At 40.6% G+C, this 13507-nt stretch carries 12 protein-coding genes; 3 read left to right on the forward strand and 9 right to left on the reverse strand.

Going from position 1 to position 13507, the window contains the following annotated elements; all coding sequences use genetic code 11:
* Positions 1-131: 131 nt before the first annotated feature.
* Positions 132-731 carry a cysteine hydrolase family protein gene (locus tag DABAL43B_RS00295; RefSeq protein WP_079690540.1) on the reverse strand — a complete coding sequence of 200 codons (600 nt, stop codon included), beginning with the start codon at positions 729-731 and terminating at the stop codon, positions 132-134.
* A gap of 480 nt (positions 732-1211) precedes the next feature.
* Here DABAL43B_RS00295 and DABAL43B_RS00300 point away from each other — a divergent pair, with 480 nt between their 5' ends.
* Together DABAL43B_RS00300 and lptG are read left to right on the forward strand one after the other, a co-directional pair.
* Positions 1212-2561, forward strand: coding sequence for an LPS export ABC transporter permease LptF (locus tag DABAL43B_RS00300; RefSeq protein ID WP_227516706.1), 1350 nt, complete (start codon positions 1212-1214; stop codon positions 2559-2561).
* Positions 2561-3769, forward strand: coding sequence for an LPS export ABC transporter permease LptG (lptG, locus tag DABAL43B_RS00305; RefSeq protein WP_079690542.1), 1209 nt, complete (start codon positions 2561-2563; stop codon positions 3767-3769). Before DABAL43B_RS00300 ends, lptG begins: the two co-directional genes overlap by 1 nt.
* A gap of 95 nt (positions 3770-3864) precedes the next feature.
* Here lptG and DABAL43B_RS00310 read toward each other — a convergent pair whose 3' ends face one another.
* On the reverse strand, positions 3865-4473 hold the full coding sequence (locus DABAL43B_RS00310; RefSeq protein ID WP_079690543.1) for a class I SAM-dependent methyltransferase: 609 nt from the start codon (positions 4471-4473) through the stop codon (positions 3865-3867).
* A gap of 418 nt (positions 4474-4891) precedes the next feature.
* Positions 4892-7921 (reverse strand): hypothetical protein, encoded by a 3030-nt coding sequence (locus DABAL43B_RS00315; protein ID WP_079690545.1) that lies wholly within the window; start codon positions 7919-7921, stop codon positions 4892-4894.
* Between the two features lie 445 nt (positions 7922-8366).
* Here DABAL43B_RS00315 and DABAL43B_RS00320 point away from each other — a divergent pair, with 445 nt between their 5' ends.
* Positions 8367-8801, forward strand: a complete 435-nt coding sequence (locus tag DABAL43B_RS00320) for a hypothetical protein (protein WP_079690547.1) — start codon at positions 8367-8369, stop codon at positions 8799-8801.
* Between the two features lie 202 nt (positions 8802-9003).
* Here the strand turns inward: DABAL43B_RS00320 and xerD are convergent, their stop codons facing one another.
* The 6 genes from xerD to DABAL43B_RS00350 form a co-directional block, all read right to left on the reverse strand.
* Positions 9004-9942: a site-specific tyrosine recombinase XerD gene (xerD, locus tag DABAL43B_RS00325; protein WP_079690548.1), complete on the reverse strand. Its 939-nt coding sequence runs from the start codon at positions 9940-9942 to the stop codon at positions 9004-9006.
* 124 nt (positions 9943-10066) lie between these two features.
* Positions 10067-11275: a methyltransferase gene (locus DABAL43B_RS00330; RefSeq protein ID WP_079690549.1), complete on the reverse strand. Its 1209-nt coding sequence runs from the start codon at positions 11273-11275 to the stop codon at positions 10067-10069.
* A gap of 52 nt (positions 11276-11327) precedes the next feature.
* Positions 11328-11588 carry a sulfurtransferase TusA gene (gene tusA / locus DABAL43B_RS00335; protein WP_079690550.1) on the reverse strand — a complete coding sequence of 87 codons (261 nt, stop codon included), beginning with the start codon at positions 11586-11588 and terminating at the stop codon, positions 11328-11330.
* A gap of 75 nt (positions 11589-11663) precedes the next feature.
* Positions 11664-12188 (reverse strand): hypothetical protein, encoded by a 525-nt coding sequence (locus tag DABAL43B_RS00340; protein ID WP_079690551.1) that lies wholly within the window; start codon positions 12186-12188, stop codon positions 11664-11666.
* 77 nt (positions 12189-12265) lie between these two features.
* Entirely contained in the window at positions 12266-12820 is a 555-nt protein-coding gene (gene ruvX / locus DABAL43B_RS00345; RefSeq protein ID WP_079690553.1) for a Holliday junction resolvase RuvX, read from the reverse strand.
* Positions 12821-12883: 63 nt separating this feature from the next.
* On the reverse strand, positions 12884-13447 hold the full coding sequence (locus DABAL43B_RS00350) for a YqgE/AlgH family protein (RefSeq protein WP_079690555.1): 564 nt from the start codon (positions 13445-13447) through the stop codon (positions 12884-12886).
* Positions 13448-13507: the final 60 nt, after the last annotated feature.

The raw sequence follows: 13507 nt of genomic DNA on the forward strand, positions 1-13507 counted from the left end.
TGCTACCTATCTTAAATAGGCACGCCTATCAAGCAAGCGTAGTAGTGTAGCATATCAGCGTACAGTACGCAGTTAGCAAGGGTTAGGTAATGTTTCTGAAGCTATTTCCTGCATTATATTAGCATCTACCGTTAGCCATTAATTAATTTATCAGTCGCTACTAGAGCGGCAAATCTATCCTGAAGCGCTGCCATTGCACTATCATGCACAGTGCTTGCCTTTATAACTTGCCCTGTCACGCTAGGCAGGTCGCGAGTGGCACAAGCATCATGACATACAAAATTCTGGAAACCTAAGTCAAACGCTGCTCTAACGCTTGAACTGACGCACATATGACTCATAAAACCGGCAAAAATAATCTGCTGTTTGTCAGTAGATTCTATAAGCTCTTGTAGCTCGGTATCATAAAAGGCATTAGGGTGCATTTTGGTGATGATTTTTTCATCGTTCATTGGCTGTAAGCTATCAACAATGGCAACATTAGCAGAGGATGGATCAAAAATTTGCTCATTGCCGTGATGAGCGATGTGAAAAATAGGGATGTCTTGCTGACGGGCTTTATCAAGGAGTAGGCGTGCGTTTTCAATAGCTTTAGTACCTGCTTGTCCTAAAGGCATTGCACCATCAACGTATTCGTTTTGATAGTCGATAAGGACGATTACGCAATTTGACCAATCAAGCGTATCAAATTTACCACCAGCGAGTTCGAGTAAGGTAGAAGGCGTAGACATGGTGTGCTCCGTTATGCGGTATGAATATGAATATGAATTCTGAGGCTTTATCAGTCTAGCAATTAATATGGCAGATGCACGGGCAATGATACGAACGACAAACAAACTTTTCTAAACGCAATATAGCAAAAACTTTATTTAAGAAGCTTGCTTAACCTAATGCTGTTTTATGCTTTATTGTCTCTTTATCCTTTCTTTAATGTAGCTACCATCAGTCCATATTACTACGCCATCAGCAAGATCGACGCAATGTTTCCAAACACATTTTACGGTCATTTTTTAGCAAAATATGCTAGGATTAGCGGTTATCTTTATCGTTAATATTTATAGTAGGGTATCGCTAATAAGTGACTCAGTTCTTAAACGACTAAGCCATTAAATTGCTTTTACGCCTGTTCGAATATCTGACTGAGCAGCGCTGCGTCTATAATACTTAGCTGTCGCGCTAGCATTTATCAATCATCTGTCAATAAGCCGGTGATGAATTGTACGAATACCAACCCTTTTTTAAGAGTGCCTATTGTGATATTACGCCGCTACATGACCCAACAAGTTGCTTCTACTACCGCTTTGGTATTGGGTTTTTTAGTGGTGATGATGCTTGGCGGTCGTTTGATCCGTTACTTTGGCATCGCGGCTGAAGGCAATCTTGATATCAGCTTGTTATTTACCATTATTGGTTATAATTTGCCGTATTTTTTAGAGTTGATTCTACCGTTAGCATTTTTTATCGCCTTAATGTTGGTATTTGGGCGGCTGTATGTTGACCAAGAAATGGCGGTGATCAATGCCAGTGGCGTGTCGCGCGGTAGACTTGGGCGTTTGATGACCCCATTGATTCTGGCATTGTTTGTCGGTGAAGCGGCTTTATCCATCGTTGGAAAACCGTGGGGGGTGCGTTCATCCGAGAGTGTTTGGCAGCAGCAAGCCTTGACCAGCGCTTTTGATTTAATTCGGCCCAATCAATTTATCAGCAGTGGTAATTATCATCTATATGTGGGCAGTTTGAGTGATGATAAAAAACAATTGCAAGATGTGATATTGATCCAAAGTGAACCTGAGAAAAAGGGCGGTTCAGCTAAAAATAATACTGTTAAAGATGCTGCCATGGATGTTAAAAACAACATCGATCCTGAAACTGCCGAGCAATTAAATATTCCAGAGCTGCCAAAGGCGCTTATAAACAATAGCAACATTAGCAAAGACACCATTACGCTTGCCAAACGTGCTGAGCAAGTAGAGACGGGTAATAGCGGCGTGACTCAATTGGATTTATTCCAAGGTCGCCGTTATGAAGTCGGCGCTGGTAGTCTAAAATACAATCAAGTGGGCTTTGATCGTTATCGCATCACCTTGACGGAACCCTCCGAAGCAGTCATTACCGAAGACAATATTGAAACGCAAGCGATTGGACCGTTATGGCAAGCGGCTACGGGTAGCTCACAAGTCGGCAGTAACAATGCAATGCGTGCGGCACAAGGTGAGCTTGGTTATCGCTTGGCGTTACCCTGGCTGATGATTATTGCGCCGATGCTGGCGGTGCCACTGGCGCAAGTACGTCCGCGTCAAGGTCGCTGGTTACGTCTATTTCCCTCTATTTTATTATTTGTCAGCTGTGCGCTCGGTATCATTTCGCTTAAAAATGCAGTCGGTAAAGGTAGCGTTAGCGTTTGGGCGTATGCATGGCTTATCTTAGGGTTTATGGCATTAGCCCTTTATATGAATTGGGGCAGCCGTGTGCAACATCGGTTGCGCTTTCGCAAACAAGAGCATGAGCCTTTAATAGTTAATAATAATCAAAATAGTGGCTCACAAGGAGGGCAGTCATAATGCGCTCCTTATTTGCAAAATCTCCAGCGACTCATCACTTGGCTGCAAAACCTACCAACTTAAAAGTGCTTAGCCGCTATGTGAAACTCAATGCCTTGCTGGCGATTATCGCTGCGGTCATAGGCTTGTGGGCATTACAGCTGATATTTTCTTATTTATCAGAGCTTGATTCGTTAGATGACAACTATACGATGGGAGAGGCGATTAAATATATCTTTTATCGCTCGCCCTACTTCTTAGAGCAGTTTATGCCAACTGGCGCGTTACTTGGTGCAGTGGTAGGCTTGGGCTTGTTGGCTAATAATAGTGAGCTGGTGGTGATGCGCGCCGCAGGGGTCAGCGTCTATCGTATCGTCGGTTGGGTATTACAGCCTGCGTTGATTTTTGTGATATTAGCATTATTCATTAACCAATTCGTTTTACCACACACCAATCAATTGGCGAAAGCCATTAATAGTGAAGATAACAGCTCATTAGTCACCTCAGTACGCGGTTATTGGACAGTGCAACCACGCTTTGAGAATACAAAAGATGGCAGTACAAAACCGGATGGCAGCGATATTTTATATATCGATTATGCCGATGTTAAAGGCAATATTGGTCAGGTAAAGCGTTGGCACTTGGATAATAATGGCAACTTGCAAACTGCCATTCATGCGGAAGGCGGGCAATATATCGGGCGCGAGCCGCTTGATACTACGAGCAGCAAACCGAGCGAGCAGTATCGTTACGAGTGGCAGCTGAACAATATGACCAAGCTCACTATCAATCAAGGCTTTGAAAGCAGCCAAGCCATATCGCCCACAGACACATTAAGTTTACCGTTTGCACCTGAATCTGTGTATTTGCTAACGCGCCAAGCTGAGGATTTATCGTTGACCCAGCTATATGAGCACCGTCAGTTTATGCGCCAACAAGGTCAGCGTTCTTTAAGTCATGAGCTGGCATTTTGGCAAAAGCTGTTATCACCGTTGTCCATCTTATCGCTGGTGATTGTCGCCTGCTCATTCGTCTTTGGCTCGCTACGAACACATAGCTTAGGTTTGCGTATTGTCGTCGCGTTATTGTTTGGCCTGCTATTTAGTTACGTTCAGGATTTGGTTGGCTTTGTCTCGCTCGCTACTGGCTTGTCGCCGTTACTGATGGTGCTATTACCGATTATCGCTAGTGCGATATTGGGTGGATATTTACTGAAACGGCAAATGTAATTCTAAAAATGCTGTCATTCTAAAAATTTAGCCATAAAAAAGCACGCTAAATCATAATGATCTAGCGTGCTTTTTTGTTTGTCTAATTCTAGCGTTTAATCTTTGGTTGCCATGGTAATGGTATAAGTCTTGCCCTGTTTTACTTTTTCGCTATTACCAAACACTTCGGTAAATGAGCGTTTCATAAATTGACGTAAGCCATTAATCGTCACCACATAAAAGCGTCCACCTTTACGCATCCGCGCATGTGCATCGAGGAAATAGAGATAATGCTGCTCTTTTCCTACCTTTGCTGGCAAGTTCGACATCACAAGGCTAAAATCTTTCGCTTTAGCCACATGATTAAAGCCGTTTGATAAATGTACATCGACATTATTTAGACCGTTTTTCTCACAATTACGGCGTGCATATTCTACTGCCATAAAGTCTTTATCAATTAAAGTATGTTGACCATTTGGACATTCGCGCGCTGCTGCCATACCTAGCACACCATAGCCACAGCCTAAATCTATCGAGTCATCATCCTGCTCAAAATCAATATAATCGAGTAGCATCAAGCTACCGTCATCGAGCTTTTGCGGGGAGAAAATGCCCCACGTGGTTGCAAAGTCGAAAGGCTTGCCCAGCACATCTTGACGAAAATTAATGTCTTCGCGCCAGTGTTTTGCTTTTTCTAATAGGTCAGCAGGAGGTCTATGGCTCATGGGATTCTCAGATAATAGATAATTAAGAGGGCAGTATGTCGATAAATTCGGCTTACATATTATGATGGGTATTGTAACGAGAAAAGAGGAGGTTTGCAGCATCCTATTGATAGAATTATATGGCGCGACGTTGTATTGCGTCAATTGTAATGGGAGCCAATCGCGCCTTCTGTTTGTATCTGTATCTCCGAGCGGGGCGGTCACTATTGGCTGAGGGCATTCCTGCTCAGCGATACTGCTCTCAGTAAAGCAGCCCGCTCAGATGCAAAGGATACCGCGGCAGTCACGGCCAAAAAGCCTAGTTTGACTCAGGTTGAGTATATTTTTAACTGGAACTTTAGGAGGATGCGTCTTACGCATAGATAGTGAAGTGCAAGACGGACTTTACAATTAAAAATAACAATATCAAAATACAAGTTTATTTATCGTACTTAGATAGCATAGAGCTATCAAAACTTCTGAACTCTTTGCTTCTTTCTCTGGCTTCTCTCCACTCACTGTTATCCTGCATTTTTTTATCTATCGTTTCCACTAGGCTATTATAAAGTTGCGCTATTTTTTCTCGCTTAATTTCTTTGTTTGTTTCTTTTTTCTTGTTCCATACTGCATCAATGATTGCATCAAGGGATTCAGTTGTAACGACCTTTAATTTATCATTGTCAAAAGCTAAGAAAGGAATTAATAAGGAGTTATTTGAGGGGTCGCTATTGTTCCCAAAATAGTTTTTATGAAGCTCACTATAACAAGCCAGTTCTGAAAACTGTTTCAATTCATCAATGTTTTTAACTTTATCGGAGACAATAAACAGTCTGTTTTTATTGTCTGACTTCAAAATTCCTTTTAAATATAATAGTAGTGAGTTATCGAAATTAAGTTTTTTGTTTCTAATAAAGTTCATTTGAATATGTTTTTCACATTGAGTAACCTCATGACTTCCACCCATTTCATACCATTCATCAATAAATAGTTTTATAAAAAAATCACTTCCAGATATGCTCGTCAATATTTCTGTATCTCCGATTTCTAAATCGTTCTTAGTAAGGTTGCTAATTCCACCTCTTTGATCGAACTTTATAACTAACTTATCAACATTAAGCAGCTTTTCAAAAGTATTTTTCTTAAGTAGTTTTTTTCCAAACATAGCTTTATTTTCGTTGAAGAATTTTAATTTTTTCCATGAGCTATCATTTTTATAACTCTTGGCTTCGAATCCGTACATCCGGTTATAAGCACTAATAACTTTTGTGTTTTTAAATTTATTCTCAATCAGGTCGGCATGTTTATTAACTAAATCTTCAAAAAGGTGTTTGAAATAATTTTCATCAATAAGTTTTTGTGAAAACTGTTCCTGCCATTTGTTTCTATCAATTTGTAGAGCTTCTTTAGCGTTAAATCCGTAAAAGTCTATTGTTCCTGGAACAAAATTGATATTCATAAAGCTTACTTTCTGCCCACGGAAAAGGCCTTGCATTTCGACATGTAAATCAGTCAACGAGATATCAATCGGATGTAACTTAATATCTATATAAAGATTTTTATTCTCATCCCAAATGCGATTTTTAGTATCTTTACTATTATTGTTTAACTCATCCCACCTGTTATTTAAAATAACAACAGCAGGTGTTTGACTTATAATGGAGTTAGATACTTTTTCCATGTAATAATTCGCATTTGCATAATCAAAAACTGGACCTTTCAGACTGTCGAATCTATCATGTAATTCAAATCCAAATTTATTTAAGTAAGACGTTTTTTTAGAAAAAGAAACCTTTACAGTCAACTTAGTTCCATAATCTTTACTCATGTTATCTGGTAGCTCTTCAATGAAACAGAAACCACTTTGCTTGGTCAATGGGGAGTTTAATTCAATACTATATGATTTATTATCTTTCTTGCTTTTAGTTTCTAAGATAATTTTTTTATCTATATCAGGTAAACCTTCCATTAATAGAAAAGCACTATTCATACCAATACCAAACTCACCTGATGGTCTCATCCATAAAGGCATAGTTTTAATTATTCGGTATTTTTCAATATTACGACTTGAACCTGCTATTTGTTGCATATATTGTAAGTCTTTGAGACTGATACCTAATCCTCTGTCTAATACTGAAAACTCCCAAACACTTATTTCATTATCTTCATTGTCAGATATCTTCGCTAAGTCAACTTCGATAGGATACTTTGAAAGAACTTCTTGTGTAGTCTTGTGAAAGGGGTGCATATATGAGTGTATGGTTTTAGTTTCACTTATTTCACCGTGTTCAATCCACGCTCTTAGTAGAGTAGAATCTACCGCATTTTGGATAAGCTCACGAAAAATGTTTGTTTTATCATCATATAGGTTTTTACCTTGTAATAGTTCAATAGCATTTTTTTCATCAATGCTGAACTTCATCGGTTTATCGTTAATTAGTTTTTTAGTAGTTGTCATTTCAACTGCTAGCTTTTCGACCGTAGGTAATAAACCAAAGCTTCTGTGAGGAACTATGTTTTTCCATTGAGACATCTGGTCTTGAAGCTCTTCTTTTATCCAACCAAACCATAGTTGTGTTTCGATATATGCGCTTTCATTATTACATTCAGCAGTAATACTGACTGTTTGGTTATCTAATTGAAACTCTCTTATGGACTTATGTTTGTCAAAATGTGCTTGACTCAAAGACGGAGTATCATAGACCTGTTTAGCCATGACAGGGCAGAATCGATTGTCATCAATATCAAATATATCTCCTAAACGTAATAGACACGCTACAAATCGAGGATGACAGTTTTCTGTACCTAGACCAGTTTGTCTAAAGGGAAGTTCTGTCATAACACGTTGAAAGCTTGTTCCATGAGCAAGGCAAATTTGACCTAAATAAGTGTATATTCTGTTCGGAAAAAGCTCAGTTCTTGGGGAACTAATACCTAATTCATTAAAAGGGTCTCTAATAATTTTTTTTGAGTTTTCTTGATGGTGCTTTCTGAACCATTCAGCTATCATCTGTCGGTACTGCTCAATACCTATTTGAGGATGCTCATAGTTACTTAATGCTGTTTTCCAACCTTTATTTAAATAATTAGTTGCAAACTCATATAAATCAGTAGATTTGTCATTCGCTAAAGATTCAACAAATTCTTTAAACTCATCTGATTCTGTTACTTTAATTGCTTCTTTAGCATCGAATAACATACCAATATCATGCCAGTATGCCGATTCAAGTATAAGCCATGTATCAGTAGCACTAAGCAGTTTTAAGTTTTCACCTAAAAGTCTTTCAATATTTATCAGTATTTGCTTTGAATGAGAAGAGTTGTGACTACTAAAATGTGGAAAATAACCAGCAATATTTTCTAACGACTTGCTAACTAATTTTTCATCAAAACTCCATTGTGCGAGTAGAATTGATGTATTGGAATCTTCTGCGGCTTTGTTTTCTAAATGTTTAATTAGTTGAGTGCTCATATTCGGTGTCCATTCTTAATATAATTATATTTTGTAATAGTAACGTATTAATTAGTTTTATTATGATTTAAAACCTAATCCCTTACATGATGCTCCACATGCAACTTCTACAATTTAGACGTCGCCACGTAGTTGTAAATAAAAATTAGTTTAGAATTCCCTAAAGGCTAAATAAGGCTATTCAATTATCGCATAGATGATAAACAAGTCGAATTACCTTTCACATGTGTTTTTCAGCTATTTAAAATCACTTATTTACGCATTTATATCGCAAATGCTATAGCATACTTATTGAAGCTATGGAATACTTAGAAAGCTAACTCATTGGTCAACTATTCATTATAGTGACGTTTTAGGATGAGGGCTTCCTGTCATAATAGGAGGTATACCAGCTCACTAAGCTTACATTGGCTAAGCTTTACTTAAAAAGAAAGGATGCTTAAATATGAAGTCTAAGAAAATAAATCCAGCACAAGAAACGTTTATTCATATCGTACATAGTAAGCGCATTAAGCCCCTCAAGAAACAGCCGGGTGTCAAATGTGTTGAAGCGGTAAAAACCATTGATAAAGCTTACCTCGCTGAGTTGTCTGGTTCTGATGAATATGTGTCTATCGCTTTTTGTTATAAAAACTATAATGAAGAGACAAAACCACGTCTTAGTGAAAATGAAAGCTGCGCGGTTATTAGTGTGGCAAAAGCTAAAGAATTACTACACACTGAAGAGTTGGCTGAAGAGGCATTGTCTGCTGTCAGTATTATTCTGTTTAGCGCTGTATCGCAAACGTTTGGTGGTTTCCTGACCGATGGTGAAACCAATAAGCGTTATGTGCTGTCAAAAGGCACCGAATACGCAAACTTATCCTCATTATCACTATAAAAATATAAGTCAGAAGTTAGGACAGTTGTCTTAAATATGAATAAGATCACGTTTCTAATAGCTATTCTCATAACCATAAAAAACGGCAGTATTATCATAATACTGCCGTTTTTTGCTTTAATTTATAAGCTGTCAGTTTTTATAGGCATATTATTAAATCAATATAAGTTGCTTGTCTTAATACCATCATCCAATAACAGCCTCATCCCCTTGGATGATGTTCAGCATGTAACTTCTGCAATCTTGCCGTCGCCACATGGGTATATATCTGCGTGGTTGATAAATCACTATGCCCGAGCAATAGCTGTACGCTACGCAAATCCGCGCCATGATTCAATAGATGCGTGGCAAAGGCGTGACGTAAGGTATGCGGCGATAAATCTTTATCAATACTGGCAACTTTGGCGTATTTCTTTAGCAGATACCAAAAGTTTTGCCGCGTCATGTAGCCGCCTTGCGCGGTTAGAAACACCGCTTGGCAATTTCCTGCTTTTAGATGCGCAATTAAATCGCCGCGACCATGCGTTAGATAATCCTCTAACGCGTCTGCTGCGTATTCTCCTAATGGCACCAGTCGTGTTTTATTGCCTTTACCGGTAATTTGTAGCCAGCCTGAGTTTAGATTCACTTGTTCTAACGATAAATTCACCAACTCACTGACCCGCAGACCACAGGCATATAGTACCTCTAGCATGGCTTTATCACGTAGTCCGAGCGCAGTGCTACTATCAGGCGCAGCAAGCAAGTTATCGACATCAGCTTCTGCTAAGTCTTTTGGTAGTGGGCGACCAAGCTTTGGGCTTTTGATACGCTCGCAAGGATTGTCTTCACGTAGATTACTGGCAATCATCCAGAGATAAAACTGGCGCAGACTTGAGAGCATTCGTGCTTGGGTGCGTGGGGTTTTGCCATCTTGAGTGAGTATAGATAAACAATGCAGCACTTCATCGGGTTGCCAAAGTGTCAGTGCTGTATGACTGGTTAGCTCGCAAGAGCGCAAATCGCGCACATAAGCATTACGGGTACGCGTTGCCAAACCACGCGCCAGCATCGCTTGACGAAATTCAGTCATATAAGCCGGTTCGTCATCTACGGCTAGCGCTTTTGGCTGTCGCTGCTGTACGGCGCGATCACGGCTCATAAGACAATACTCGGTAGTGGTATAGGAAAGGATGGGTTGGCTCATTTAAACGTTTATCACTTGATAATGCTAAGTAATTTTTACTAAATGACTTTTATGCTTCAGGTGCTATTTAGGTATTACTTCAACTATCAAAAGGCACTAAACACCATAATGAGGTAATTTCCGCACTACGCGCAGCAAACAGTGGATCTGTATTGTCTTGGCTGCGACCATGTTTAGGTCGGGTGTCGAGACGGTATTTTACTTTCAAACCGCTATCTACAAACCAGCCTAATAACTCATCACGACTACGCAGCTGTAAATGTTCAGCCAAATCCGACAGAATCAACCAGACCTCTCCTTGCTTGGCTAAGTGTTGTTTTGCGCCCTGCAAAAAACCACGCAACATTGTGCTATTGGCATCATAGACGGCATATTCGAGTGGCGAGCTTGGTTTAGCAGGCAACCAAGGTGGATTACAGACAATTAGATTCGCGAGTGGCACATCAGTCGGAAACAAATCTGCTTGCTGCAACTGTACGGTAGATAAGTCTAAACGTGTAAAGTTGTCATTGGAACAGGCTAAAGCACGCGGGTTTAAGTCTGTCGCAATCACCTGTTTCACACCGCGTTGCGCTAAGATAATGGCCAGCAAACCGGTGCCGGTACCAATATCAAAAGCGACATCACAAGTATCTGGCAGCGGCACATCGAGTAGCAGTTGCACATATTCATGACGGGTTGGCGCAAAGACGCCATAATGAGGGAAAACCGATAAACCTAAACCTGTAATTGGCACACCTTTCTCGCGCCATCCCTCTGCGCCTAATGCCCCTTGTAGGTCACGAAACGACAGCACACATGTCTCATCTATCGCCTTATCCAACTTGCCAAAAGCCGCAGTACAGGCAGCACTAACATCAGGGGCACGGCGTAATTGGCTGATATATCCAGCATCAAGCTCTAATAGTAAGCGGCTTAATATACGCGAACGCTGGGCTTGCATTTGGCGTTGCTGATGGAACAGGTTGGGTATTTCTTTAGGAGTAACCGATTTATTGGCCGCAGACTTATTCGCGGCTTTTTTTAATTTACGCTGCTCAGAGCGCTCATTAGTGCGATCAATGCGCCGACCAAGCGCTTGTAGCAATTGCCTTGCATTATGAAAATCACCGTGCCACAGCATTGAAGTACCTTCACAAGCCAAGCGGTAAGCCTCATCTGCGGTCATTTTGTCATCGACTAAAATAATACGCGTGGGCGGTACTTGATTGCTTTGGGACAACCAGCGGGCATGATGTAAGGTTTCGTTTTCGTGCCACTGTACATACTGCTTTTCTATTGCTAACACGCTGCCTGCCTTTAAGTTATGGATGAGATATTGCCTATAACACTACCACCTATTAAGCGCTCTTCTTCTTAACCAAATAGCGATAGGTTGGTGCATCATCTAGCGTTTCTTGCTGGACAAGCGTATGCCCTAAATGACGACAAAAATTAGGGATGTCGCGCGTAGTCGCCGGATCAGTGGCTAATATTTCGATAATATCGCCGCCGTCAGCTTTACGAATAGTCTTATGCAACATCATCACTGGCTCAGGGCAAATAAGCCCTTGCGTGTCCAAATGATGGTTAATAGATGTGTCTAATGTCGAAGTTGTCATAGTTTTGATTTTATAAACCTAATAGATAAGCTTGGTTGCGGATAGTATGTTTATTCAGGTTTTTTATTCACGCTCTTATAAGGGCGTATTTTCTGCTTCAGAGGCAGTATCAATATCTGCTGCTAACGCTTCATTAGCTTCAGGTAAGTCTGCCACTTCTAAAAAATTAAAGAAACGCTTAAAGCTCACTTTAAATAAAAATGCCACGCCAAGCCATGAGGCCAAGCCGAGCCAAGCGGTATCAGCAAATAATAGCCCGCCAATAAGGATAATACTCGAGACGCCAATCGTCATTACAACCATTGAGGCCTGATTGAGACGATAGCGATAAATAATAAATGCATCGTATAGCGTCAGTGGAATGGTGAGAGCAATTAGGGCATACGGTAGATTAAAAAATAACCGGTAGAGTAGCTGGTTATCATGAAACATCTTTATGCTGGCAATCGTACCAAACACCATAAACGCAATAATCGCTGCATAAATGAGGTAAATCGCTATTTGATTTGCTCGCTGTGCGCCCTTAATTCGAGCGATAGCTAACGGCGAAAAACCATGTTGCGAGTTATTTGGCAAGGATTGGTTTAAAGCAGTGGTCATAGTAATCAGTCATTTGTTCGTTTGGATTGATGATATATCAGAAAGTGATGATCATTTGAAGTAACGTTATCGCTTAATTAATCGGCTTTGATCGCGTCAATGGCGATACTGCTATTAGGATCAGCAAAGTAGGTCGACATTAGAATACAGGCAGAGATATCATCAATTGGGTCGCGCTCATTCTGAATCCAGCCGTTGTCCCATGCTATCTCACGCGCTGCGACGGATGTTAAGCGCTCATCGCATAGAAATACAGTCACAGGTAAATGCTGTTCCATTATTCTATGTGCTAGACGACGGGCAAATTTATGCGCACGCTTAGAAAGCATTGAACTGCTGCCGTCCATATTTAGCGGCAGTCCAACCACTACCTTCGCCACGCCCCAAACTTTGATAATACCCAGTAGATTATCCCAATCAGGCTGACCATTATTCATCGCCAAGATATCAAAAGCGCGCGCTGTCTCGGTAATACTATTACCCAGCGCCATGCCCATTTTTTTAACCCCATAATCTAAGGCCAAAATAAGATGCGGCTTAACGGCTGGTTCAGTAGCGCTAGTATCAGCACCGTTATCGACGTCATCATTTATCAAATCTGTACTATCTGTTATAAGAGGGCTATCTACCATAGTAATAGGTATTCCTGTTTTTATTTCTGTACACGTTGAGCATATGATGTTCAGTATATAACGCTAAGCATGACCTATGTCGCTGCTTAGATAATCAAAATTAACACCAATTTTATCGGCGGCAATTTGCCAGCGCTCTTCAAATGGCGTATCAAATAATAAGTTTAAATCAGCAGGGCATACCAGCCAGTCGCCGTTATCAAGCTCACGCTCGAGCTGTTTTTTACCCCAACTGGCATGACCCAAGCACAGCTGATAATGACCAACGCCTTGACCTGCGGCAATACGTTTGAGGATATCTTGGCTGGTAGTAATACAGACATTTTCTGAAATACCAAATGATGACGCCCATTCTGGTTGCCCTGTATGCAGCACAAAGCCAACTTCAGGATACATAGGGCCACCTTCTAATGCCAGATCTTCCATCACCTGCGCATCGGTCACTTCAATATCTAAATCTTCTAGCAATTTACCCACACGAGATTGCTCTAAGGGGCGGTTGACCATCAGACCGAGCGCACCGTGTTTGTCATGACGACAGATATAAATCAGCGCCTGCTCAAACCGTGGGTCTGACAGCTCTGGTGCTGCAATTAAGAAATGATGGGTTAAATTAGCTTTAGACATAGAGACAAGCACAACCTACTAACAAAGGTGAGAGACCACTATATGGCGATAATGAGTATA

Origin of the sequence: Psychrobacter sp. DAB_AL43B (assembly GCF_900168255.1) — a bacterium.
In the GTDB taxonomy this organism is placed as follows: domain Bacteria; phylum Pseudomonadota; class Gammaproteobacteria; order Pseudomonadales; family Moraxellaceae; genus Psychrobacter.

Bases quoted from the DNA above. Each gene is read 5' to 3' on its own strand.
- DABAL43B_RS00295 (WP_079690540.1), bottom strand. From the start codon at position 731: ATGTCTACGCCTTCTACCTTACTCGAACTCGCTGGTGGTAAATTTGAT.
- DABAL43B_RS00300 (WP_227516706.1), top strand. From the start codon at position 1,212: ATGAATTGTACGAATACCAACCCTTTTTTAAGAGTGCCTATTGTGATA.
- lptG (WP_079690542.1), top strand. From the start codon at position 2,561: ATGCGCTCCTTATTTGCAAAATCTCCAGCGACTCATCACTTGGCTGCA.
- DABAL43B_RS00310 (WP_079690543.1), bottom strand. From the start codon at position 4,473: ATGAGCCATAGACCTCCTGCTGACCTATTAGAAAAAGCAAAACACTGG.
- DABAL43B_RS00315 (WP_079690545.1), bottom strand. From the start codon at position 7,921: ATGAGCACTCAACTAATTAAACATTTAGAAAACAAAGCCGCAGAAGAT.
- DABAL43B_RS00320 (WP_079690547.1), top strand. From the start codon at position 8,367: ATGAAGTCTAAGAAAATAAATCCAGCACAAGAAACGTTTATTCATATC.
- xerD (WP_079690548.1), bottom strand. From the start codon at position 9,942: ATGAGCCGTGATCGCGCCGTACAGCAGCGACAGCCAAAAGCGCTAGCC.
- tusA (WP_079690550.1), bottom strand. From the start codon at position 11,588: ATGACAACTTCGACATTAGACACATCTATTAACCATCATTTGGACACG.
- DABAL43B_RS00340 (WP_079690551.1), bottom strand. From the start codon at position 12,188: ATGACCACTGCTTTAAACCAATCCTTGCCAAATAACTCGCAACATGGT.
- ruvX (WP_079690553.1), bottom strand. From the start codon at position 12,820: ATGGTAGATAGCCCTCTTATAACAGATAGTACAGATTTGATAAATGAT.
- DABAL43B_RS00350 (WP_079690555.1), bottom strand. From the start codon at position 13,447: ATGTCTAAAGCTAATTTAACCCATCATTTCTTAATTGCAGCACCAGAG.